Genomic DNA, 25,748 nt, shown 5'->3' with positions numbered 1-25,748 from the left:
ATCAACAATACAAAAAATTTCTGTAAAATCGTACATGGTAGTTAGAGCCTTTGGGTTGTGTCGTAACTTTCTAAATGGCTCTAACTACCTTTTTTTCAAGGGCTTTTCTTATCCGTAATTCGGGTTAATATACTGATCGACCATTTAGTTAGCAAAAAGCCGCAGTTCAAACTGCGGCTTTTTGTTAGGGATTTATTTAAGCCAAGAATTTTTTAATCATTGCTACAAGGCGTTCAATCAATTGATCTGCCTGGGCTTGAGTAATATTTAATGTTGGCAATAAACGCACCACAGAACCTGCAGTTACGTTAATAATCATTTTGTATTCATCGCGGGCAATATCGACCAACTCTGCACATGGTTTTGGTAATTCAATACCAATCATCAAGCCAAAACCACGCACGCTTACATTTTGGTCTGCGAGTTGTTGACGCAATTGTTCCACAATGTAGCCACCCATTTTTGCTGCATTTTCTACCAAGTTTTCTTTCTGGATGGTGTCAATAACAGTGTAAACCACGCGTGAACCTAACGCAGTACCACTGTAGGTTGAGCCATGATTACCAGCAGTAAGAACGCCCACACCACGACCTTGAGTCATGACTGCACCAATTGGGAAGCCATTGCCCAAACCTTTCGCTGTAGTCAATACATCAGGCACAATATTGGTGTGCTGATAAGCAAAGAATTTACCTGTACGACCATTTCCTGTTTGTACTTCATCCAGCATCATCAGCCAGTTGTGTTGATTACAAATACGGCGGATGTCTTCTAGGTAGCTAAAGCCTTGTGGTGCAGTATTCACACCGCCTTCACCCTGAATCGGCTCGACTAAAATAGCCACAATATCAGGATGCTGAATCGCAGCTTCTTCAATGGCTTCGACATCACCAAAAGGCACACGAATAAAGCCTTCAACCAAAGGTGCAAAACCTTCCTGAACTTTTTTATTGCCAGTTGCAGACAGGGTAGCCAAAGTACGACCGTGGAAAGAGTGATCTGCAACAATAATTTTAGGATTGGCTACGCCTTGCATGTGACCGAATTTACGTGCAATTTTAATTGCACCTTCGTTAGACTCTGCGCCACTGTTTGAAAAAAACACTTCTTCCATGCCAGCAACTTGCGCCAATTTTTGTGCAGCAGCAGTCTGCCAAGGCACTTCAAACAAGTTACTGGTGTGAATTAAGGTAGCCGCCTGATCTGCAATGGCTTCGGTAATTGCAGGGTGTGCGTGACCTAAACCACATACGGCAATGCCTGTAAGTGCATCTAAATATTCTGTGCCATCTTCAGTATAAAGATAAGAACCTCGACCGCGGACAAAGCTGATCGGCTGACGGCCAAATACAGGCATCAAATGTGATGGTTGATCAGTTTGCACAGGAGCAAGGGTAATGTTATTCATGACTAACTCTTATCTGTTAGGTTGGAGGGAAAAACTTATATAAGCAAAATCTACTGCAGATGAAAAGCCTAATTGTAAATAAAATTGGATTTATTGCTTTAGACGTACTGTTTTGCTCGGTTTTGGGTATAATGCCACACAGATGAGTTGAGGATTTACCAATGACTGAACAAGTACGCGATACCGAAGCGTTAATTCGTGAACAAATTGCTAAACATGCTGTTCTTCTTTACATGAAAGGCACACCACAATTTCCACAATGCGGTTTTTCTGCGCGCGCAGTAGAAGCACTCAGTCAAATTGGTCGTCCTTTTGCTTATGTGAATATTTTAGAGAATCAGGATATTCGTACCACTTTGCCAAAAATTGCCAACTGGCCAACTTTCCCACAATTGTGGATTAACGGTGAGTTGATTGGTGGTAGCGATATTATGTTGGATATGTTCCAGAAAGGTGAGTTAAAGCCTTTAGTTGAGCAATACAGCCCAGCACCTGAAGCTTAAAGTATTGGACTTGGGTCACACTAGACCAAAGTCATCCATACAAAAAAGTTGATATAAAAAAAGCGCCTTGGCGCTTTTTTTATATCTGGAATTCACTTGAATAGCTGATTTGAATCACTGCACTTAGTTTACCGCAGTACTTTCAGTTGCAAGTTCAGCAGTTTCAGCCGACTCAGCAGTGACTTCATCAGAAGTTGCCGCATCAGATGGTTCAGCCGATTTCTGTTTTTTCTTGGCTTTTTGCGCTTTGTCCTTTTTCTCTGGGTCTTTTTTGTCCTTTTCTTTCTTGGACTTTTTCTTTTTCTTTGGCTCTTCTTCAATTTCAGCACCATCTTCAATGGCTTGCCAATACTCAAGTTGTTCCATCACTGCAGCGTAAATTGAACCTTTACTGTAACGTCCTTTTTTAGTGAGTTTACCCACAGGACGCGCCATTAAAATTTCTAAGGCTTGGTCAATGGTATCAATGGCGTGAATGTGGAACTGACCTTGTTCTACCGCTTCAATCACATCTTTACGCAACATAAGGTGCTGCATATTTTGACGTGGAATAATCACGCCTTGCTTGCCAGTTAAACCTTGCAGTTTGCAGGCATCAAAGAAACCTTCAATTTTTGCATTCACGCCACCAATTGGCTGTACTTGACCGAGTTGGTTCATGGAGCCTGTAATGGCCCAAGATTGGTCAATAGGTAGTTGGCTGATTGCAGAAATCAAAGCAGAAAGCTCTGCCACTGTTGCACTGTCACCATCAACCTGACCATAACTTTGCTCAAAGGCAAGGGCAGCAGAAAAATGTAAAATTTGCTCACGGCCAAAATGTGCTTTGAGGAAACTGGCCATCAACAACACGCCTTTGGCATGTAAAGAACCGCCAAGTTCAACACTGCGTTCAATATCTAAAATATCGCCGCCGCCTTGATAGACTGAGGCGGTTAAGCGCGAAGGTAAGCCAAACTCTACATCGGCATAGTGAATGACCGACAGGGCATTAATTTGCCCTAAACGATGTCCGCGAGTTTCTATTAACTGCGTACCGCGTGATAAATCTTGCCAGTACAGTTCTCTTAAATAACCTAAGCGATATTTGCGATGATCCAGTGCGGTATTGATATGCTGTTCGGAAACCGTTTTATCGCCCGCCTGTGCCGCATGGTGATGCGATTCACGAATTAAATCCCCCAAGGTGAGGGCATGTAAGGAGAGTGAGCTTTGATCTTCAGCTTGACGGCTTGAGTCAGTAAGTAAAGCTGCCAAAGCAGAACGGTCAAATGGTAATAATTTGTCAGATTGCACATAGTCGGCAATCAGCTGCATATATGCCTGCTCGTTTTCGTCATTACGTTGTAATGTATCGGTAAAGTCGGCACGGATTTTAAACACGCTGCCAAGTTCGGGTTCTAGCTCTAAAATTTCATAATAAATTTCAGGCTCTGCCAGTAAAATCACTTTAATATTTAGTGGAATGGCTTGTGGTTCAATTGAAATGCTGCCTGTTAAAGTTAGCATGTGTTCCAAAGATGAAAGTTTCAATTGCCCCGATTTTAAAGCGCGTTTCAGTCCTTGCCATGCATAAGGCTGTTCCAGTAACTGCTCTGCTTCGAGCATCAAAAAGCCGCCATTGGCTTTATGTAAGCTACCTGCACGAATTAAGGTGAAGTCAGTGGTAATGGTGCCGTTTTGCGTGAGTTGTTCTACATGCCCCAATAAATTGTAATGGGTTGGAAAATCTTCAAAAATAACAGGTACACCGCTGTTGGGTTTGTGCGTCACAATAATATTGGCTTGGTAGCGCGCAGGAATACGGCTAAAGGTGCCAGGACGGAAATCATCTTCTTCCTGTTCTAAAACAAACTCGACATTATTAATAATATCTTCGGCATAGTATTGTAAATATTCAGTCAAACCTTCGACACTAGGATATTTATTTTGAATAATATCAATGCGTGGCATTACCACTTGTTTGGCAATATCACGGTTCAGGTCTTGTACTTTGTCACGTGCGTCATCTTCTAAATCGCCTAAATGCAAACCCAAACGCTCCAGTTTTTTATTCATATAACGAATATTGGACGCAATTTCTGCACGGGTTTTGCTGTCCAAGGCGTTAATATCTTCCTTAGACATTTCCTGCATTTTGTCATTTTTCAGATGCACGGGTACAAAGCAATGTTCATCTTCCTGCGCAATCAGTTTTAAATCGAGTTCTTCACCTTCACTGGTCAGCTCAATTAAGGCTTGTTGCTGTTCATCACCCGCTTGCTGACGAATCATTTCAATGCGGTTGTGATAGGTTTCTGCGGTAAAGCGACGTTCGAGTTGCTTTAAAATAGTTTGCCAAGTTTGATGTAACAAACTTTGAAATTTAGGCGCTTGACCTGCAGGCAGTTGCAAGGCAATCGGTTGGCGCGGGTGTTTGAAATTATTGACATAAACCCAGTCATTCGGTGTGGGCATGCTCTTGGCATGTTGCTGCAGCAAACGCTTGACCATGGTACGTTTGCCCAATCCCGCCGTACCCACTGCAAAAATATTGTAGCCAGAATATGGCAGGGAAATACCTGCTTCCACCGAAGCGCGTGCCCGATCTTGTCCTAAAAAATTATTCAGCGGTTTAATGCGTCGGGTCGAAGCGGGAATGTTATCGTAATTTGGAATATGGGTTAGTTGTGTTGCTTTGAGTCGTGTATTTTCTAAAGTCGTTTGTATTTCGCTTTGTTCAAAGGCAGAGCTGAGAAGCGGTTGTTGTTCATCTTGCGCTGCTGTTGTTGTGTTGGTTGTCATTGATGGGGTGATTTGATCAAGTCTTTGGGTCACTGTAGAAATCCAAAACGAAATATTGCAGTTAGAAGTTTAAAGGTATACAGGTTTAAGCGGAAAATTCAAGCTAAGCCGTAATTTTTACTACAAAATGACAAAGCTGTTGTGGATAATTTCATAAATACTGTTGAAACAGAAGCTATTCCGCGATTGAATAACAACAATTTGACTTGATAGAAAATAATAATCGAATGACCACACAACAGACTGGGCAAACTTCAGCACAAAATACAGGGTGGAAAGCTGCATTTACGGCATTTTTAGACCGTCGTGCGCTGATTATGCTGTTTTTGGGCTTCTCTGCAGGTATTCCAATTTTACTGATTTTTTCCAGTCTATCTTTGTGGTTGGGCGAAGCAGGCATTGACAAAAGTGCGGTCACTTTCTTTAGTTGGGCTGCCTTGGGTTATTCCTTTAAATTTGTCTGGGCACCATTAATTGATGAATTACCCGTACCCTATTTAACCAAAAAACTGGGGCGACGTCGGGCATGGCTGCTCATCGCCCAATGTTTAATTGTTTGTGCAATTGCGGTGATGGCATTTTCTGACCCAGCTTTGGGACAGGCGCATTTATATCAAATGGCATTGGGTGCAGTATTACTGGGCTTTTCTGCAGCCACGCAAGATATTGTGATTGATGCTTACCGTATCGAACTGGCTGAAACTCAAATGCAAACCGTGTTGGCATCGACCTATAACGCGGGCTATCGCATTGGGATGATTGTCGCAGGGGCAGGTGCTTTATTTTTGGCAGCCTCGTTAGGTACAGCCAAAGGCAACTATATTTATAGTGCATGGAAAATTACCTATTTGGCGATGGCTGCGGTGATGCTGATTGGCATTATCACGACTTTGGTGATTCGTGAGCCGCAAGTGAATCGGGTCAGCAAGCATTATCAACGACGCGACTATTTTCGTCTGGTTACGGTGTTTTTTGTTGCGGTATTCAGTTTTGTATTGTGCTACGTCTTTTCGGGTAATTTTACCGAAGCCTTAAAACAACAATTCCAACTCAAAGATGCATTTTTATTATTTTCTATAGAAGCTTTACGTTTTATTGCATCGGGTGCGGCTGCTGTAGGCATGGGCACAATTTTGGTCAAATTGGGCGCAGTCAATAAACAGATGGCATTTGAAACATGGGTGCATCCTGTTGCAGATTTCTTTAAACGCTACGGCATGAAACTGGCACTGGTGTTATTACTCTTGATTGGTTTTTATCGAGTTTCAGACATTATTGCAGGTGTAATTTCCAATGTGTTCTATCAGGATTTGAACTTTAGCAAAGAACAAATTGCCGAAGCGGTTAAGGTTTATGGGGTCATTTTCAGTTTAGTGGGTGGCTTCTTGGGCGGTTTACTGGCACAGCGTATGAACATTATGAAATTAATGTTTGTTGGCGCGGTGTTGGCATCATCCACCAATCTTATTTTTATTGGTCTGGTGAAGTCAGGACAGCAACTGAGCGATGTGCAAGTTTCTGTGGGGCAGCAACAATATCAAACCCAGGCCGATGAAGTTGGATATTGGAAAGTGGCTGTGCCTAGTCAGGTTTTAGCAACACAGGATGAAATTCAGGTACGTGCGCAATACCAAACGGGCGATACGCCGTCACGTTTAGTGTCGATGCCGTATTTGCACCAAACTGAGATTGAAACTGCACAACTCCAGTTTTTACCACTGACTTCGGATAATCGTATTAGCGAAAATGAAGCCAGCAACAGTATTGTCGTACGTGGGCAATATGCAGGGCCTGCCTTAACCGAACAGCAAAAAATTGTACTGCAGCTAGATGGTCAAAATTTTGATGCAAAACTAGATGCACAAGGAATTTTTACGGCAGCGATTGCAGGGCAGCTTTTGGCAGACTCACCAAGTAAACAACTGCAAGCTGTATTATTAAATGGACAGCAAACTGTACAACAACACAGCCAAACCTATCAGGTCGATTTAAACACACATGAAGGCAATGCTTTGGATGTAGATATACAACCTTTGCCGATCGTTCAATCATCTTCAAACAATATGGTTGAAATTCAGGGCAAGGTGATTAAGCCATATAGCACAGCATGGTTATATTTTGCGATTATTGTCGATAACTTGGCTTCAGGTTTAGCGGGCGCGGCTTTTATCGCATTTTTATCCAGTTTAACCAGTGTGTCATTTACTGCTGTGCAATATGCAATTTTTAGCTCACTTATGACCTTGACTCCTAAGATTTTAGGTGGTTATTCAGGTACTATAGTGACCAATATTGGTTATCCAAACTTTTTCCTCATGACCACATTAATTGGAATCCCTATTTTAATTTTAGTGGTGTGGGTGGCGAAATTGTTACGTGACCATCAACACATACAAGCAAAACCGATTGAACAAAAGGATGAATGACATGCGCATGCTGCATACCATGTTACGTGTAGGTAATTTAGAGCAATCATTAAAATTTTATACAGAAGTTTTAGGCATGACTTTGCTGCGTAAGCGTGATTATGAAGAAGGTCGTTTTACCCTTGCTTTTGTAGGCTATGGCGATGAAGAAAATCACACCGTTTTGGAGTTGACGCATAACTGGGATACAGACAGTTATGACTTGGGCAATGGCTATGGTCATATCGCAATTGCGGTAGACGATGCCTACAAAGCATGTGAAGAAATTAAGGCGCGTGGCGGCAATGTGGTACGTGAAGCAGGGCCAATGAAAGGTGGTGTAACTGTCATTGCTTTTGTTGAAGACCCAGATGGTTATAAAGTTGAACTGATTCAGCAAGATCAGAACGCACGTAATAACTAAGTTTTCATCCGCAAAGCAGTAAAAACCAAACCTTTGTGGTGCAATAAGCTGAATGTTGTTCAGTATTCAGTTTGAAAATATTGAACATCGCCCAGTAATATATCTTTATCAAAAGGTAAAAATTGCTGGGCTTTTTTGCAACAGTAAAAGAATATACAGGATGTGTTTATGTTGAAGTTATTGGCATTGGATCGCTTTACCATTCTTTTGTTTGTGATGGTCATCCTCGCCAGTGTCGTGCCTGTGTCAGGGCAAGCAGCAGAAGTTTTTAGTGTGATTACGACAGTTGCCATTGCAATCTTATTCTTTTTGCATGGGGCGAAATTATCACGTGAAGCTGTCATTCAGGGCATGATGCATTGGAAATTGCATGCGTTGGTATTTACTTTTACCTTTGCGTTATTCCCAATTTTAGGTTTGCTGGCAAAGCCAATTCTAGTGCCAATGCTCGGGCAGGAGCTGTATTGGGGCTTTTTGTTCATGTGCTTTTTGCCTTCAACCGTGCAATCTTCAATTGCCTTTACGTCAGTGGCAAAAGGCAATGTTGCCAGCGCAGTCTGCAGTGCGTCATTCTCTAATTTAATTGGGATGTTTATTACCCCAGTTTTAGTAGGCATCTTTATTTTAGGGCAGTCTGAACACGGTTTTGACCCGACCCATTCAATTATTCAAATTACTTTATTGCTGTTGGTACCATTTATATTGGGGCAGTTGCTGCGTCCTTATGTTTATCCTTATATGTTGAAATTACCAAAGTTGGTCAAGGTGTTTGATCAGGGTTCAATTTTGATGGTGGTTTATGGGGCATTTAGTGGGGCAGTCGTGGCGGGTTTATGGCATCAGGTGAGTGGTATGACCTTGCTGCTGTTAATTGTGTCGTGTTCAGTTTTATTGACTATTGTGATGTGGCTGGCATGGGTTGTACCTCAGTGGATGGGTTTTGCACGTGAAGATCAAATCGCAGCATTTTTTTGTAGTTCCAAAAAAACTTTGGCCAGCGGTGTGCCGATGGCGCAAATTTTATTTATTGGGCAGCCATTGGGTATGATAGTTTTACCGATCATGATTTTCCATCAAATTCAGTTGATGGTGTGCGGTGTGATAGCCAATTATCTCGAAAAGCAGCCCGATTCGACTGAACCTCAGGAATTAAATTCCTAAGAATAATTAGCTTTAAAATATTTTATTCCGTATAATATTGCCCAACTTGTTGTGCTTAGCTCTGACGGTATCCGTCTCGGTGGGCCAAAAGAATGGTCTGTTGTGGTGTTGGTCTGCTTTTAAAGCATGTCCTCATTTTTTTAATGAGAGTGACCAATTGCGATGACAGCTTAAGCCTTCTTAAATCTTAGGAGTAATCGACGATGCGCGCCGATATTCACCCAAAATATGAAAAATTAGTTGCAACTTGTTCTTGCGGTAACGTAATCGAAACTCGTTCAGCAGTTGGTAAAGAAACTCTTTATCTTGACGTATGTTCTGCATGCCACCCGTTCTACACTGGTAAGCAAAAGAACGTTGACACTGGCGGTCGTATCGACAAGTTCAAACAACGTTTTGCTGGTATGTCACGTTCTATCAAACGTTAATATCCAGTACGAAAAAAACGGGCAATTGCCCGTTTTTTTGTGCCTTAAATTTTAGGGTCTACAAATAGACCCTAATGCACAAGACCTTATTGGTCTTGCACATCAATTAAATGATCGAGTTTTTTCTGGAAATAATCACCCTGAATAAAGCGCGCATCGACATTCCACGCATTCGCAAACAGGTTCATATCATTTAAGTCACGCAATAACACTTCTACAGGTTTAATTTCACTATAAATGCTCAATTGTTCCTGTAATTCTTGCGTCGAGTCATCAGCAGCCAGTTTTTCAGTCAGTGCACTGTGCAAGGTCAAGTAGTGAATATCGACTTGTTTCAAGATAGATTCACTATAAATCGAATGACCAAAATCACGCAGAGAAATTTCAGCGGCGTGCTGACGTAATAAACTGATTTGTTTCTGCGCATCACCTAAGTTTTGGCTGATGTCTTCTTCAGAGAATTGCAAAATTAATGGATGGCTTAGGCGGCTACCAATAATCGTTATCAGTTTAGACACAAACTCAGGGAAGCTGCGGTCTTGTAATAAAACAAATTTGTTTAAATTGATAATCAGCTTCGCTTCAGGATATTGGGTGATGAAGTTGTGCAATTGTTTACAAGCTTCGACCAAAATCCAACGATCCAGTTTAATGGATAATTCTGGGTCTTCAGCCAAATCTATTAAGCCTGTCAGTGATTTCCATTCACTATTGAAAATAAAGCCACTAGTTACTTCATAGGTATATAAATTGGTGTCTTGCTTATCATAAAGTTGTTGATACTTCAGATGAATTTCACCACGATCAAGACTTTGACGTATCGCTGCAATAATCGCAGATTCACTATACGATTGTGGTACAGCTGCAGCAGATTCAATTACATTTAAGTTAGATTCACCAAAGGACAAGTCTAAGGTTAAACCTGAGTTATGTTGTTCTTGCTGTTGTGGTAATGCGTTGGCAAAACCTTGGCTAATCAGTTGCTCAAAACTGCTTTCATTTTGAATGTCTGGAGTGAATGGCACATAACCAATACGCAAATTAAGTGGGTAAGTATGTTGATCTACCGTAAGTAATTGCGGTTTCGTGAGTGAATTTAAGCCAATCAGTTTCGATTCTAAAATTGCAGGCGATTCTGCTTGGAACAAACCAACCACTAAACCATTACTCACATTAAATAATGGTACATTGGTCTGTTCTTTTAAAAAATTTTGAATGTTGGTAAAGTAATTTTTTGTGGTTTGCCAGTCGGCTTGGAAAATTGATTCAGGACAGTTCGCCAAAGAAAACACCACCAAAGCATTGGCACTAGAAGGCTGTTTGGCTAAAGTGCGATTTACCAATTGGTATGTGCTTGGTTTTGCCGCTGCTTTGTCTGCTGTCGTTTGAGCAGGGACAGTATTTTGCGCCGTATTTTCAATATCTATGGTGATTTGTATGGCGTCGTCAGCTGCTCCAACAAATTCAATTTTGAGCGGGTTTTGTTTTGCCAGAAGCGGGTTTTGGCTATGAATATCAAAACGGCCGTGTTCAAATTGTCCTTGACTGACTTTCTTAAAGCGGAATTTAAAATCTGTAATATCTTGCGGTTGCAATAAATCCAATAATGGCAAGCCAATAAGGTCATCTTCACTTTTTAAACCAAATAGCTGTAAATATTCAGCATTGGCTTGTGCATGAATTCCTTCCTGAATAATGGCTACTGCTTTGCTACTGTCTTCGACCAACGCCTGAGCTTGTGATTGTGCATTTTCCAGTTCAGTCATAAGTTGTTCTTGTGACTGCTGTAAGCGACTAAAAGACAGTGCGCGAATTAAGCCAAAATAGAAGCGTTCGGGGTAATCTAAATTGATAATGTCATAGATGCCTTTGCGCACATAACTGGTGTATTGCGTGGCATCGTAATCGTCTGGTTTGAGCAAAAGTAGCGGTAAATTTGGTTGCTGTGATGCACGAATTAAAGTGAGTGCCTGATCGACTTTTAGGTCATAAGCACGACCAAAGATCACCAAATCCCAAGTTAAATGTAATTGTTTTTCAAAGTTTTTAATGTCATCTAATAGATAAGCCTGAACACGGTGCTCATTTGCAGTGAGTTGTTCACAAATTTGATTAAAACGTATTTGGTTGTCATCGATTATGAGTAAACGTGTTTCGGTACGTTTGAGCTTTTTAGACAATAATGGATTTCTCACTTTAATGCTTCCCATAAATCGTGATTTTTAACTTCATTCACTTGTTTCTGAATAAAACCATCAAGTAAAGGCTGTTGTTGGTCATTCAACAACTCAAAATCAAAGCGCATAAAGCTTTGGGTAATCAATAACGGCTTAATTAAGAAAACTTTTAGTTCTTCTTCACCTAAACGTAGCTGTACGGTTTGTTTGTCACGTAATAATTGCAGACTTGGCAAAATCAATGAGGTATTGACTTCATTGACCTGCGTACTTTGTACCAATAATGCTGGATGATAATGTCCTGTATGCCGATCTGTTTTAACAAAAACAGCACAAGGGTAAATATCTTGGGTTAAAATTTCCAAGCCAAGTTCTAAGCTTTTTTCAGCAGATTGTTTAATCCAGCGAATGACACCACCACGCCACGGACTTTGGCTATTTTCCTGAACCAGAATAAATTCACCTGTTTTAAGGTTTTTCGGTGTTTCACCCGTCCATTTAATACGATAGCCATTGACACTAATATCTAAAACATCGGCATTGTAAATTTGTTTGGCTTCACGGTCTAAGGTTTTAACAGCGCTAATATCTACCGTAGAGTTGGTATGCATGGCATTGATAAACTGGCTTTCATTCTGGAATTGGTAGTTATCGCCCAAAGCCAGCGTTTCATTGAAGTTTTTACCATTAGACAGATAAAAATGTGCCACAGTCAAACCAAAGCAAATTTTAATCCGTGCCGAATATTCATAACGCTCATGCACACGTTCTGCTGTATTGGTCAAAATATTGTGCAAGTGGAAATGCAAAGCAGGGGTTAAGAATAGCTTTTCATTGCGTGATAAATGTTCACCTTTACGACCTTGAGCTTCATTTAAATGATCGAGTAGGGGTTGAGTTGCAATAAAAATATTGGCATGAAAACCTTGGCTTTGGTGCGTATTGTAAATAGGTGGATGATCTTTGCTTGCATCGACCACATAACGTGAAAGCGTCGTTTCTTTGGGTAAAACTTGAATCAGTTTTGCCCAATCAAAGCTACAGAGATATAAGCCTTGAATTTCTGCAGGTCGAATTTGATGGGTATTGAAAATTTCCAATAAAATCAGCTGTGCATAGGCTTGAGCAATATTAATCAGTTGATGTTGTGTGCCTTGTAACTGATTAATATTATTTAAATAATAATGTTGTTGAATGGCTGTATCTAAAAGTTGGTGTGCAATTAACCACTGATTTGGCAAGGCGTGGCTATAAAGCATGTGTTGTTGATAGCGCAGTAGAGCTAATTGTTGTAAAGCATAATAGCTAGATAGAACTCGTGCAGTTTGTAAGTTCTTTTTTAAATTAAAGGCAAATAAAGAAAATTTTTGTTGGGTGAGTTGTTGGTGGCTACGTCGGGAAATATTAATATAGACTTTGGCGAAATGACTGCGTAATAACAGCGCGAGTTCAATAATATGATCGTTGCGGTCATTACTAATCAAAGCCTGGTTGAAAAAATGCTTTTCCAGACTGGTAAGCACATTTTCAAGTGTCGGATGAATAGCTTGAATTAAGTCAAAACGTAATGTTTCCTGACATTTCAGTTCTGAAATTTCTAAAAGTGCATTAAATAGAGCTTGGGAAGAATCACCCAATTGTAAAATGGATAAATCCGCTGCCCATGCCTGAATGCTTTTAACCGTATTTTGACAAAAACTCAATTGCTCCAGCTTTAGTTCGCTGGGAACTAGAAAAAGATCTGAAGTATTCATATTCATGATTGTTATTTAACTCAATAAGTTGAAACCCCAAAAAGCGGTGTCTTGTTTTTTTCGCCCGCAATTTCCCTAACGAGTTTAGGAACTAAATAGCCGGGTAAGTTCGCTAAAAGCTCTTTATAGATGTGATCAATGTCTTGCGGCATTAAATCAAAATGATGCGCTCCTTTTACTTTATCTAACACGTGTAAATAGTAAGGCATCACCCCCGCATCAAAAAGACGATAGCTTAAATCGACCAAGACCTGAGCAGAATTATTGACCCCATTTAATAAGACTGCTTGATTCAGAACGGTGATGTTTTGTTCGACTAACTTGGCAAGTTGCGAACAGGTAAAGTCATCTAATTCTGATGCGTGGTTCGAGTGTACCACTAGAATAATACGCAGCCTACTATTTTTTAGTAAGGAAATCAGCGATTCATCGACACGGTTGGGAATAACAATCGGAACTCGTGAATGAATTCTCAAAAATTTTATTTGTGGAATAGACGCCAATCGCTCAATCCAGATATTTAATTTACGATTTGACAAAGTGAGTGGGTCGCCACCACTTAAAATCACTTCATTAATATCGGGCTGGCTTTCAATGTAATTACGGATATTGTCCCAGTCTTCAGTTTTTGGCAGATTTTCCTGATAAGGAAAGTGCCTGCGGAAACAATAACGACAATGTACTGCGCAAGCACCAGTCAAGGTCAGCAAAAAGCGTGATTTATATTTGTGTAAGACTCCAGGTTGTTGATTGGCTTGTTCCTCACCCAAAGGGTCGGTCACAAATCCAGGATGATCTTCCAGTTCTAAATGATGTGGCAGAACCTGTAACAGTAAAGGATCGAGTGGATTGCCTTTTTGCATTTTGGCCACAAATGCACGCGGGATACGCAATTTAAACTGATTGGATGCCAGTAAAGCACCTGACAGCAACTGCTGTTCAGACAGCTCTAAAATATTTAACAATTCGCGTGGGTCGGTGATCAAGTCACTGAGTTGAGATTGCCAGTTTTGTTCTTGGTACAGGTAGTTGATCATGCCAGAAAAGATTTAAATATGAGGTGAAAGGAACCAAGTACACATCTATTTAGCGTAGATGAATTCTTTGTTCATTGAGCGTGAATGCCGCGAATGATTAATCGCTTTGAATCAGAATCATTACAAAACAGCTGATTTTACCGATATCTTGAGGTGATCGGTAGTGGATTTTCATTGCTTCGTTATGGCTTGCTCATTTACAATACGTCCGATGAAAAAAGATGTTGCAAGATGGCGAGCATCGCAAAGCTGCGTTGGTCATTTGCTTTGTAACATAAATAGTTAAGTTAGTCAGTTTGGAGTGTGCCAGTCATGGCCTATTATTCTACGAATGATTTCAAGTCAGGCCTTAAGGTTATGCTTGATGGTAACCCATGTTCAATCATGGAAAATGAATATGTAAAGCCAGGTAAAGGTCAAGCGTTTAACCGCGTAAAACTTCGTAACCTTCGTTCTGGTAAAGTTTTAGAAAAAACATTTAAGTCTGGTGACTCATTAGAAGCCGCTGACATTGTAGAAGTGGAAATGGAATATCTCTACAACGATGGCGAAATGTGGAACTTTATGGACCCTGTTTCTTTTGAACAAATTGCTGCTGACAAAACCGCAATGGGCGATGCTGCAAAATGGTTAAAAGATGATTCAAACGAAAAATGTACCATTATGTTGTTTAACGGTGTGCCTTTAACTGTAAACGCACCAAACTTCGTGGTATTAAAAATTGTCGAAACTGATCCGGGTGTACGTGGCGATACTTCTGGTGGTGGCGGTAAACCAGCGAAATTAGAAACAGGTGCAGTGGTACGTGTTCCTTTATTCGTACAGCAAGAAGAAAGCGTTCGTGTAGATACACGTACAGGTGAATACCTAGAACGCGCATAATGATTTATTGATAAATCATAAGTAAAAGAGGGGGATGATTCGCGTCATCCCCCTTTTTTGTTGATTTGATTATGTGGTAAAAGAATAGGTGAAAAGTATAGGAAACTGTTGGTGCTCCATTTAAGTGTACGGTAGCGCACACTATGGATGTAAGGGCAGCAGACATCAAAATAAAAGGAGCAGGATCAACCAAGGATTTAGGAAATAAAGCTACATCTCGACAATAAAAGTAACACTTAAAAAATGTAACAAGAAGAGAGATTGACATGGAAACAGTTCAACCGAAGTCTGGTCTGACTTCAAAAATTATATGGCTTTTGGTCGCTATATTGGGTGCAGTATCTTTTGGGATATTGGCAGTCAGTAGAGGCGAACACGTCAATGCAGTCTGGTTAGTTTTAGCTGCGGTCTGTGTCTATAGCATTGCATACCGCTTCTACAGTTTATTTATTGCCACCAAAGTATTTGAGTTAAATGAGCGACGCTTAACGCCCGCACATCGTTTGGCTGACGGTTTAGATTATGTGCCCACCAATAAAAGTGTGTTATTTGGTCACCACTTTGCCGCGATTGCAGGTGCAGGCCCTTTAGTTGGGCCTATTCTTGCAGCACAAATGGGTTATTTACCCGGCACGATCTGGCTTTTAGTCGGGGTGGTGTTGGCAGGTGCAGTCCAAGACTTTTTGGTTTTGTTTATTTCTACACGTCGTGATGGGCGTTCTTTGGGAGAAATGGCAAAACAAGAGTTGGGTTCATTTGCTGGTGTGATTGTCATGCTGGGTGCGCTGGGCGTGATGGTGATTATTCTTGCCGTACTCGCTTTGGTTGTCGTGAAAGCTTTAACCAATAGTCCGTGGGGCGTATTTAGTATTGCAGCCACCATCCCAATTGCGATTTTCATGGGCATTTATATGCGTTTTATTCGCCCGGGGAAAATTGCTGAGGTTTCCATTATTGGTTTTGTCCTGATGATGATGGGTATTATTTATGGTGAAAATGTTGCACAGCATCCATTCTGGGGGCCTTTATTTACTTTAAGTGGCACAGAATTAACGTGGTGTTTAATTGCCTACGGTTTTATTGCTTCAGTTTTGCCAGTGTGGTTGTTATTGGCGCCACGTGATTATTTATCGACGTTCTTAAAAATTGGTGTTATAGCGGGTTTGGCTGTCGGGATTGTGTTTGCAATGCCTGAAATGAAGATGCCTGCGGTGACCCATTTTATTGATGGTACAGGGCCAGTATTTGCGGGTTCATTGTTCCCATTCTTATTTATTACCATTGCCTGCGGTGCGATTTCAGGTTTCCACGCCTTAGTGTCTTCAGGTACGACGCCAAAACTAGTCAATAACGAAAAAGACATTCGGATGATTGGTTATGGCGGCATGTTGATGGAGTCTTTCGTGGCAATCATGGCAATGATTTGTGCCACGGTGCTAGACCCAGGCGTGTACTTTGCCATTAATGCACCCACTGCAGTTTTAGGTACAACGGTGGAAAGTGCAGCAGAAGCGGTACGAAATTTAGGCTTTGTAGTGACTCCTGAGGCTTTAACCATTTTGGCAAAAGAAGTCGGTGAAAGCTCGATTCTGTCACGTACGGGTGGTGCGCCAACGTTTGCAATTGGTATGGCACATATCATCACCGAGATTTTTAATAACCGCTCAATGATGGCATTCTGGTATCACTTTGCCATTTTATTTGAAGCCTTATTTATTTTAACTGCAGTAGATGCAGGCACACGTGCTTGCCGTTTTATGGTGCAAGATACTGTAGGTATTGTTATTCCTGCAGTGAAAAATTCACATAACTTCTTTGGTAACTTGCTTGGCACAGCAGTTGCGGTGGCTGGTTGGGGCTTCTTCGTCTATCAAGGCGTGGTCGATCCTTTAGGCGGTATTAATAGCTTATGGCCTCTATTTGGTATTGGTAACCAAATTTTGGCAGCGATGGCGCTCATTTTAGGTACAGTGATTCTGTTTAAAATGAAAAAAGAAAAATATGTTTGGGTGACGATTATCCCTACAGTTTTCTTGTTCATTACTTCAATGACTGCAGGTTGGCAAAAGATTTTCCACGACAATCCCAAAATTGGTTTCTTGGCGCAAGCAGATCGTTTCAATGCTGCAATTCAACGCAATGAAATTTTAGCACCTGCAAAAACAGTGACTGAAATGCAAACCATTGTCATGTCCAATCAAATTAATGCCGTGTTATGTGGTTTCTTTATGATTGTGGCATTTGTGATGTTGTTCGCTGCCATTGGGGTGATTCGTCGTGCCTTGGCAAGTCCAACACCAACTGTACATGAAGCTGAAGCGATTTATCGTGATCCTGAAACGATTCAGCCGAATAGCGGTCATTAGGAGTGAGCACATGATTAAGCTTAAATTTGCCCAACAGGGTAAAACGGTGATTTACAACATCATTAAAATGACCATCATGTCGCAAAAGGATTTGATTCTGAATCCGAAAAACTGGTCGCGTATCGCTACTTTATGGCAGCGTTTGCAACAAAGTTTTCGTTTAATGGTCGGTGTACCCGATTATCAGAATTATTTGGAACACATGCGTAAGCATCATCCAGATTTAGAAGCCATGGATCCGAAGACTTTTTATCGCTACTGTGTCGATGCGCGTTATCCATCGGCAAAAGGTGGTTTGAAAAAGTGTCCGTGTTAATCCCGTATCACCATGGAAACGTATAGAGATACGAGCTGTTTAAAACTTACTTTTTTAGGCAGTTTAGAATATCTCGAGGATTTCTTTGGAAATTTAGCAAAACGGTGTATGTTTAAACATGCGCCGTTTTTTATTGGGGATAAGGGGATTTACTGTGATTTGGGGTACAGAAAAAGTTCAAAAACAACAACTGACGCAAGCGCAGCAACAGCTCAATGCACAGATTGAATCTTATGCTGGAAAAATTCAGGCTTTTTTGACTGAAATTAATACCATTATTTTAGATAAAGAACAGCAGACCAAATTGGCGTTAAGTTGTTTGTTGGCGGGCGGGCATGTGCTTTTTGAAGATTTACCCGGATTAGGTAAAACGACTTTATCGAGTGCCTTATCGCACTTGGCGGGTCTGCAATTTCAGCGTATTCAGTTTACCAATGACATGCTGGCCAGTGATGTGATTGGCGTGAATATGTTTAATCAAAAAGAACATCAATTTGAGTTTAAGCAAGGCCCTATTTTTACCCAAATTTTATTGGCAGATGAAATTAACCGTTGTTCGCCTAAAACCCAAAGTGCCTTGTTGGAAGCGATGGAAGAAGGCGCGGTTACGGTGGATGGTGTGCGTTATAGCTTGCCGCAACCTTTTTGGGTGATTGCCACACAAAATCCACTGTTTCAAAGTGGTACTTATGCGCTGCCAGAATCACAGCTTGATCGTTTTTTAATGCGTCTGTCTTTGGGTTATCCATCGCGTTTTGCTGAAAAAATGTTGCTGCAACAAAACTCCAGACATGCGCTGATTGCCAGTTTGGCCCATATTTTTACTGAAACAGAAATTTTAAATATACAGCAATTGGTCACGGAAATTTATGTGTCAGATACCGCGCTAGATTACTTACTCGACTTAGCCACAGAAACCCGTAAAGCGCGTCACGGATTATCTACCCGTGGTGTTTTGGCATTGAAAAAAGCAGCACAAGCACATGCTCTAATTGAGCAACGTAGTTTTGTCACTGCCGATGATATTCAAGCGGTATTTGTGGCAGTTGCTGCACATCGTATTGGATTGAGTGAGGCAGAAACTTTGTATGTGATGCAACAGGTTAAAGTGAGTTAGTACACGCATGTTTAAGCAGGCATGGCAAAACTGGATCAAGACACGTTTTAAATTTGATCGACACAAGGCCTTAAAACAAAAAGATATTTTGGTTTTTATTTACCAACAGGGCTATCTGTATTTAGTGCTGATTTTGATCACGTTTATTGCAGGCGTGAATTATGGCAATAACCTGATTTTAGGCTTTTGCTTTTTGATCAGTGCCATTTTATGTATCAGCTTTTATTTGACCTTTAAGCAGTTGCATGAATTAGAGATAGAAATTGTGACTACTGAAGTTGGGCAAGTGGGCGAAGTATTGCAATTACAATTGCATTTCAAACAAGAGGTCGCGCAGGCACGCTATTTATGGATTAAAGCCAATCATCAATTAGAAAAGGTTCTTATTCAAGACACCCAGCAGCAGTATGTATTGACATTTTTTGCGGAGCAACGTGGGCAGTTTAATTTCCCTCATTTACACATTTATTCGGTTTATCCTTTTGGCTTGGTACGTGCGTGGACTTATTTGAATTTGACACGTACCGCGTGGGTTGCGCCCAAAGCCGCCATGTATAGCGCAGAGAATAAACAGCATCAACACAGCTTTCAACCTGATTTAGACGAGTTTCGTGAGCTGCGTGATTTTCAATTGGGCGATTCTTTGCAAGCTGTGTCGTGGAAGCAAGCGGCACGAGGGCAAGGCTTATATGTCAAAGTTTTTGAACAATATCAGGATCAACAGAGTATCGACATTCACTATGAACACATGCCTGCACCGACCCACGAAGAAAAATTAAGTTTGATGATGGGTTTGGCCGAGCAATGTGAACAACAACAGTTGAATTATGCGATGTTTTTGCCACATGCGACCCTTGAAAAAGGCGTAGGTGAGCGGCAGTTGAAACAGGCAAAAATTCTTTTGGCACAGGCTTGATGATCATGCACAATTCGATTCAGCAATCTATTCTGCTTAGCCTGATCTTAATTTTGGCTGCTCACATGCTGTTTAGCCCTGTGGCATTGAGTGTCATTTTCGGACTCATGTTGTTGCTGTTGTATCTTCACTATAAAAACAAGACAGCGCGTATTTCTAAAGTTTGGACTTATGGATTGACCTGTTGTGCCTTAGCCAGCATTTATTTGAGTTATAAAAGCCTGATTGGTGTAGAGGCAGGGGTTGCCTTATTAAGCACCTTTTTGTTTGCCAAAGCTTTAGAAAGTCATACTCAGCGCGACCTGATTATTTTATTTAATTTTGCGCTTTTTGTGAGCGCCAGTTCATTTTTATACAGCCAAAGCATGTGGATGACCGTGTTGGTCATTCTATGTTTAAACAGTTGTTTAATTGGGTTATATCGGATTCAAAAAAGTGCATTTTCAGATTATGCGTCGCGTCATTCGAGCAGCCAAGATGCAAAGCATGACCTTAAAAATGTCGCCAAGTTTATCGCATACGCTTTGCCATTCTTTTTATTATTGTTTTTATTCTTTCCACGTTTACCGCCATTGTGGCATGTACCTATTCCTGATGCCAAAGGCGTGACAGGTATTAGTGACACGATGTCACCAGGCGATATTGCCGAATTATCACAATCTTCTGCTTTGGCATTTCGTATTGTGGGGAATATGCAGCAACTGCCGCCACGTTCAAAACTATATTGGCGGGCGATGGTACTGGATCAATATGATGGTCGCACATGGACAAGCAATTTCAGCAATCAACAACCCGTTCAGGCAGCACAATTACAGCCAGAGCAAGTCGATTTTCAGTATCAATATATTGCAGCAGATCCACGTGTACAGTGGATTATGGCGCTGGAAAAATCTGTACCGAATCAACACGGCTATGTGTTACGCCGTGATTGGAGTATGGTGCCACAGCGTCAAAATGGTCGGATTCAACCGATTGCTTTGCAGTGGGTTGGGGAATCTGCACGTATTCAAGGGGATGATGCACAGAACGAGCGTTATCGACGCTTTAGCCAGCGTTTAAATGTTCAGGTACAGACGCAATCTGACCCAAAAGCTCAGCAATTTGCCCTGCAGATGTTTGCTCAAAGTCAGCAACAACCTGAACGCTACGTGCAGAATGTATTGCAGTGGTATCGCAATAATGGCTTTAGTTATACCTTAAAACCTGGAATGCTCGGACAAAACCGAGTCGATGAATTCTTGTTTCAGAGTAAGCAAGGTTTTTGTGAACATTATGCCTCAAGTTTTGCCTTATTGATGCGTTATGTCGGGATTCCAGCGCGTGTAGTCGTGGGCTATCAGGGTGGGGAACTTGCACCCGATGGACAAAGCTGGGAAGTACGACAGCAAGATGCACATGCTTGGACAGAAGTGTTGCTCAATCAACAATGGGTACGCATAGACCCGACAGCCATCATTGCACCTCAACGTATAGATGATGGTATGCAAAACCTAATGGCAGATGATCGGGCCGTTTTGGGTGCTGACACACAAATGTGGCAATACCAACATTCTAATTTTATTCGTTCTTTACGGGTGTGGAGTGATTATGCAAGTTATCAATGGCAAAGCAAGGTCGTGGGTTATGATGCCGAGTCACAGCGTCACTGGTTTGGACGCTTAGGGCTGCACTCAAACTATGCTTTGGCAGCGGTGTTGGTTTCAAGTATTCTCATGATCTTAGCAGGGTATTTTGGCTGGATTTTTTGGAAAAAACGTCAGCAAGGTTCTCGCATAAATCGTGCCTTAGACAAATTTTCTAAAAGATTGCCCGCTCAGTTGCAAAAACAGGATGCAGAAACAGTGAGTGTGTGGATGCAGCGTTTAGCAGCGCAGGTAGATGCAAATGAACAAGAGGCATTTAAGCGTTTAGGCGTGTGCTATCAACAATATTCTTATGCGCCTGAACATGACCGTGTTTCAGAGCAGGTGTTTTTTGATTTGCTTAAAACTTGCTCGGATGTGTTGAAAAAACACAGAAAGGACTTGTCTTAAAAATCAAAACTGAATATGATGCGAAGCACTTTAGGCGTATAGCTCAGTTGGTTAGAGCGCTACGTTGACATCGTAGAGGTCTCCAGTTCGAGTCTGGATATGCCTACCAATACATTAAAATTATATGTTGTTACATAACTTCATATAAGTAATAAAGCTCTGAATTATAACGATTTAGGGCTTTTTTATTGCTTTTCTTAAAGATACATAAATTCGCTTATAGTTTAAAAATATGTACACAGTGGTGTACACATGTAAGTTTTCGGCTTATTTTGCACTAATTGGTTTTTATTTTGCACTAGAGCTTTGAAGCCTCTTTCCACATTTCATTTGTGCACTGATTCGTGAGCGAGAACATGGCACCATTAAGCATTTAACGGTTATGCTAGTCACGGTTTTTGAAATTATGCTGGCAAAGGTTTTATCGATGAGCCTTGTGGTGCTTTTAGCAGCTTTTTTAGGCTTAAAAGTAGTGGTGCAGGGGGCATTACAGGTACCCATAGAAGGAAGTTTGCTGTTATTTTTCTTTGGAGCCTTGCTGACCTTATTTGCAACAACCTCAATGGGTATATATATGGCAACCGTGTCTAAATCGATGCCGCAATTCGGTTTGCTGATGATGCTTATTCTGATTCCCTTGCAAATGTTGTCTGGGGCAAGTACACCACGAGAAAGCATGCCAGAAATTATTCAAAATATCATGTTGATTGCAACGACAATGCATTTTGTAACATTGGCGCAAGCAATTTTATACCGAAATGCAGGATTGGATGTGGTCTGGCCTTCCTTTCTATGGTTAATTGCAATTGCAACAACATTTTTCTATGTATCTTGGAAACGTTTTAAAAATACCATTCATACAATGGCTTAATGTAATAGATTGAGTTTGATCGCTGAAGCACAAATTTTGACTGGGGCGTATTAAGAGTTACACCGCGCATAATTTTTGCTAATATGTATGAAAATTGTTCAATAAAAGTAAATGACATGAAACACATTCTTGTGCCAGTTTTGGTGGTGTTGGTCGTTTTATTAGGTTATCTCGTTTACTTGGAAGAGGAAACGCGAAAGCAGGCAGAACTGAACCGAGTTTTGACTGAATCTGCAAATTTATCGCTAGAAAAAACAGAAGCGGCTACACCACAGATTTTGCAAGTCACAGAATAAGCGTAGAAATTTCTAACATAATGTGTGGTAATTGCTTTATTCATCACACTTTTGTGTGCTTCACTTTATCGTAAAATTTTATCTTTAATTCAAAAAACTAGAATTTTTAAAAAATCCCTATGGTATAATTTGCCAATTGAAACTGCTTCATCACAACTCAAAGGCATTACTTTTGAGAGTGACTGAAGTAAAAAAAAGATGAACAAAGCTGCATAAAATTTATGCGGCTTTTTTATTTAGCATTCCGAATTTTTGATTTTGATAAAATCAAATGCTTGATTGTGAATTAAGTTTATCTTTTTCATGTAATTTTACATGCTCATTGGGCAAATCCATTGCCGCAACTGACACAGGCTTTTAAGTGCTGACTTAAAATTGCGTCATGCTGCAAATTCAGTTTATTTACAGGGGCTAGGTCATGACGACTCCTAATCCATCCTCAGCGGGAATGCTTGAGCGCTTATTCAAATTAAGCGAAAACAAGACCACATTCCGTACCGAGATTTTGGCGGGTGTAACCACATTCTTAACCATGTGTTACATCATTATTGTCAATCCGATGATTTTATCTGAAACAGGAATGGATCATGGAGCTGTCTTTGTCGCCACCTGTTTAGCCGCAGCTATTGGCTGCTTGGTGATGGGAATTGTTGCCAATTACCCAATCGCACTCGCACCAGGCATGGGGCTAAACGCCTATTTCACTTACTCGGTTTGTTTAGGCATGGGTGTGCCTTGGCAAACGGCTTTGGCTGCAGTTTTTGTATCAGGGATTATTTTCATTGCCATTAGCATGTTTAAAATCCGTGAAGCCATTGTTAATGCCATTCCCATGTCATTAAAACTAGCCATTGGCGGTGGTATTGGTTTATTCCTAGCTTTAATCGCCCTAAAAAATGCAGGTGTTATTGTTGATAATCCTGCGACTTTGGTGGGCTTGGGTGACTTAAAACAACCATCAGTACTGTTAGCGCTACTTGGCTTTTTAATGGTTGTAGTAATGCATCACTTTAAAGTACGTGGTGCAATTATCATCAGTATTTTGGTGCTGACTGCTATTTCAACAGCTTTAGGTTTAAGCGAATTTAAAGGTGTGGTTGGTGAAATTCCATCTATTGCACCTACTTTTATGCAAATGGACTTTGAAGGTCTATTTACAGCAAGTTTAATTGGCGTAATTTTCGTATTTTTCTTAGTCGATTTATTCGACTCTACAGGTACTTTAGTGGGTGTTTCACACCGTGCAGGCTTGTTGCAAGATGGTAAATTACCCCGTTTGAAAAAAGCACTTTTTGCCGATTCTTCTGCAATTGTTGCAGGTGCGGCATTGGGTACATCTTCAACAACGCCGTATATTGAATCATCTGCAGGTGTTGCAGCGGGTGGTCGTACAGGCTTAACCGCAGTGATTGTTGGCTTGTTGTTTATTGCCTGTTTGTTCTTGGCACCACTTGCGCAATCGGTACCAGGTTTTGCGACTGCACCTGCCTTGTTATTTGTGGGTGTGTTGATGATTCAAGGCATTGTGCATATTGATTGGGATGACATCACCGAAGCCGTGCCTGCATTCTTAACAGTCGTGTTCATGCCATTTACTTATTCTATTGCCGATGGCATCGCTATGGGCTTTATTAGCTATGCGCTGATTAAACTACTCACTGGCAAAGCCAAGTCTGTACCTTATATGGTGTGGATTATTGCTGCACTTTGGGCATTAAAATTTGCCATGTTTGGCGGTTAATATTCTTAAACTGAAAAGGGGTGTAAACTCAGTTTGCACCCTTTTTTATTTTGATCAATTTTTTAAAATTCTCCCATAAAATAGCAAAAAGGACAGAACATGAATCAACTTGAGCTAATCTGTGCATTACCTAAAGCAGAATTGCATGTGCATATTGAAGGTACTTTTGAACCAGAATTGATGTTTGCTATTGCGCAGCGCAACCAAATTGACATCCCTTATCAGTCTGTAGAAGAAGTCAAACAAGCCTATAATTTTCATAACTTGCAGTCTTTTTTAGATATTTATTATGCAGGCGCACAAGTGTTGGTGCATGAGCAAGATTTTTACGATTTGGCTTGGGCGTATTTTGAAAAATGTGCTGAAGACCGTGTGGTACATACCGAAATGTTTTTTGATCCGCAAACCCATACCGAGCGTGGTGTGGCATTTGCAACCGTGATTAATGGTTTACAACGAGCTTCCGAAGATGCACAAACAAAATTAGGTATCAGTTCACATTTAATTATGTGTTTCTTGCGTCATTTAAGTGAAGATGCTGCATTTGTTACTCTACAAGAGGCTTTACCTTATAAAGACAAAATTATTGCAGTGGGTTTGGATTCAAGCGAAGTCGGGCATCCACCTTCAAAGTTTGAGCGTGTCTTTGCCAAAGCGCGTGAAGCAGGCTTTTTGGTCGTTGCTCATGCGGGCGAAGAAGGGCCTGCTGAATATGTCTGGGAAGCATTAGATTTACTGAAAGTAAACCGTATTGATCATGGTGTGCGTTCTGAAGAAGACCCTGTGTTAATGCAGCGTTTAATTGCAGAAAAAATGCCGCTCACGGTCTGCCCATTGAGTAATTTAAAGTTGTGTGTGGTGGATGATATGGCACAGCACAATATTCGTCGTCTGTTGCAGCAGGGTGTTAAAGTGACCGTCAATTCAGATGACCCAGCTTATTTTGGTGGCTATATGAATGATAACTTTGTTGCAATTAGCCAAGCTTTAGATTTAAGCAATGCTGAATTAAAACAATTGGCGATTAACTCTTTTGAAGCATCATTTATTTCGGTTGAAGAAAAACAAAAATGGATTGATCAAATTCAGACATTGCAGGCAAGTATCCACTGAACACACCTTATGCACT

The 25,748-nt window shown here is 40.9% G+C and carries 19 protein-coding genes, 1 tRNA gene and 1 pseudogene; 16 read left to right on the top strand and 5 right to left on the bottom strand.

The genetic code is table 11. The features are described from left to right. Positions 1–196: 196 nt before the first annotated feature. A complete protein-coding gene (locus FTU71_RS08590; RefSeq protein WP_131261143.1) occupies positions 197–1,408 on the bottom strand; it encodes an aspartate aminotransferase family protein in 1,212 nt (403 codons plus the stop codon). 161 nt (positions 1,409–1,569) lie between these two features. Between FTU71_RS08590 and grxD the strand changes: the two genes are divergently transcribed. After that, on the top strand, positions 1,570–1,911 hold the full coding sequence (gene grxD / locus FTU71_RS08585) for a Grx4 family monothiol glutaredoxin (protein WP_019837647.1): 342 nt from the start codon (positions 1,570–1,572) through the stop codon (positions 1,909–1,911). Between the two features lie 123 nt (positions 1,912–2,034). Here the strand turns inward: grxD and FTU71_RS08580 are convergent, their stop codons facing one another. Continuing rightward, on the bottom strand, positions 2,035–4,728 hold the full coding sequence (locus FTU71_RS08580; RefSeq protein WP_131261142.1) for a Lon protease family protein: 2,694 nt from the start codon (positions 4,726–4,728) through the stop codon (positions 2,035–2,037). Positions 4,729–4,922: 194 nt separating this feature from the next. Between FTU71_RS08580 and FTU71_RS08575 the strand changes: the two genes are divergently transcribed. The 4 genes from FTU71_RS08575 to rpmE all read left to right on the top strand — a co-directional run bounded on the left by FTU71_RS08575 (position 4,923) and on the right by rpmE (position 9,113). Then, positions 4,923–7,121, top strand: a complete 2,199-nt coding sequence (locus tag FTU71_RS08575; protein ID WP_096901072.1) for an MFS transporter — start codon at positions 4,923–4,925, stop codon at positions 7,119–7,121. Position 7,122: 1 nt separating this feature from the next. Further along, positions 7,123–7,524, top strand: coding sequence for a lactoylglutathione lyase (gloA, locus tag FTU71_RS08570; RefSeq protein ID WP_004971627.1), 402 nt, complete (start codon positions 7,123–7,125; stop codon positions 7,522–7,524). 162 nt (positions 7,525–7,686) lie between these two features. Further along, a complete protein-coding gene (locus tag FTU71_RS08565) occupies positions 7,687–8,685 on the top strand; it encodes a bile acid:sodium symporter family protein (protein ID WP_179994058.1) in 999 nt (332 codons plus the stop codon). A gap of 203 nt (positions 8,686–8,888) precedes the next feature. Then, positions 8,889–9,113 (top strand): 50S ribosomal protein L31, encoded by a 225-nt coding sequence (gene rpmE, locus FTU71_RS08560; protein WP_004971624.1) that lies wholly within the window; start codon positions 8,889–8,891, stop codon positions 9,111–9,113. An 86-nt stretch (positions 9,114–9,199) separates the two neighbouring features. On the opposite strand, the gene FTU71_RS08555 is transcribed toward rpmE, so the two are convergent. From FTU71_RS08555 to epmB, 3 genes are read right to left on the bottom strand one after another with little or no spacing between them, the layout of a single operon-like run. Next, positions 9,200–11,323 (bottom strand): EAL domain-containing protein, encoded by a 2,124-nt coding sequence (locus tag FTU71_RS08555; protein ID WP_180111817.1) that lies wholly within the window; start codon positions 11,321–11,323, stop codon positions 9,200–9,202. Further along, positions 11,305–13,050: a GTPase gene (locus FTU71_RS08550; protein WP_096901069.1), complete on the bottom strand. Its 1,746-nt coding sequence runs from the start codon at positions 13,048–13,050 to the stop codon at positions 11,305–11,307. Before FTU71_RS08550 ends, FTU71_RS08555 begins: the two co-directional genes overlap by 19 nt. Before the next feature lie 14 nt (positions 13,051–13,064). Then, positions 13,065–14,081, bottom strand: coding sequence for an EF-P beta-lysylation protein EpmB (epmB, locus tag FTU71_RS08545; protein ID WP_096901068.1), 1,017 nt, complete (start codon positions 14,079–14,081; stop codon positions 13,065–13,067). 312 nt (positions 14,082–14,393) lie between these two features. Here epmB and efp point away from each other — a divergent pair, with 312 nt between their 5' ends. The 11 genes and pseudogenes from efp (at position 14,394) to FTU71_RS08490 (ending at position 25,732) form a co-directional block, all read left to right on the top strand. After that, positions 14,394–14,963, top strand: a complete 570-nt coding sequence (efp, locus tag FTU71_RS08540) for an elongation factor P (protein WP_004971615.1) — start codon at positions 14,394–14,396, stop codon at positions 14,961–14,963. 266 nt (positions 14,964–15,229) lie between these two features. Further along, a complete protein-coding gene (locus FTU71_RS08535; RefSeq protein WP_004971612.1) occupies positions 15,230–17,329 on the top strand; it encodes a carbon starvation CstA family protein in 2,100 nt (699 codons plus the stop codon). A gap of 10 nt (positions 17,330–17,339) precedes the next feature. Next, positions 17,340–17,645 (top strand): YbdD/YjiX family protein, encoded by a 306-nt coding sequence (locus FTU71_RS08530; RefSeq protein ID WP_171324790.1) that lies wholly within the window; start codon positions 17,340–17,342, stop codon positions 17,643–17,645. 157 nt (positions 17,646–17,802) lie between these two features. Then, a complete protein-coding gene (locus FTU71_RS08525) occupies positions 17,803–18,762 on the top strand; it encodes an AAA family ATPase (protein WP_180111820.1) in 960 nt (319 codons plus the stop codon). 7 nt (positions 18,763–18,769) lie between these two features. Next, positions 18,770–19,678 (top strand): DUF58 domain-containing protein, encoded by a 909-nt coding sequence (locus FTU71_RS08520; RefSeq protein WP_167845921.1) that lies wholly within the window; start codon positions 18,770–18,772, stop codon positions 19,676–19,678. Positions 19,679–19,683: 5 nt separating this feature from the next. After that, the gene (locus tag FTU71_RS08515) at positions 19,684–21,711 is read left to right on the top strand and encodes a DUF3488 and transglutaminase-like domain-containing protein (RefSeq protein WP_180072265.1); all 2,028 of its coding nucleotides are present in this window, start codon (positions 19,684–19,686) and stop codon (positions 21,709–21,711) included. 32 nt (positions 21,712–21,743) lie between these two features. Continuing rightward, positions 21,744–21,820, top strand: a tRNA-Val gene (locus FTU71_RS08510). A 225-nt stretch (positions 21,821–22,045) separates the two neighbouring features. Further along, positions 22,046–22,582: pseudogene (locus tag FTU71_RS08505) on the top strand (ABC transporter permease); the annotation flags it as partial. Between the two features lie 116 nt (positions 22,583–22,698). Then, positions 22,699–22,878: a hypothetical protein gene (locus tag FTU71_RS08500; RefSeq protein WP_004971601.1), complete on the top strand. Its 180-nt coding sequence runs from the start codon at positions 22,699–22,701 to the stop codon at positions 22,876–22,878. 418 nt (positions 22,879–23,296) lie between these two features. Further along, a complete protein-coding gene (locus tag FTU71_RS08495; RefSeq protein WP_096901065.1) occupies positions 23,297–24,619 on the top strand; it encodes an NCS2 family permease in 1,323 nt (440 codons plus the stop codon). Positions 24,620–24,718: 99 nt separating this feature from the next. Continuing rightward, positions 24,719–25,732, top strand: a complete 1,014-nt coding sequence (locus FTU71_RS08490; protein WP_180111815.1) for an adenosine deaminase — start codon at positions 24,719–24,721, stop codon at positions 25,730–25,732. Positions 25,733–25,748: the final 16 nt, after the last annotated feature.

This window comes from Acinetobacter sp. YH12136 (genome assembly GCF_013418545.1).
Classification (GTDB): Bacteria; Pseudomonadota; Gammaproteobacteria; order Pseudomonadales; family Moraxellaceae; genus Acinetobacter; species Acinetobacter towneri.
Note: the sequence above shows the minus strand (reverse complement) of the source record. Positions and strands in the feature narration are given on the sequence as shown.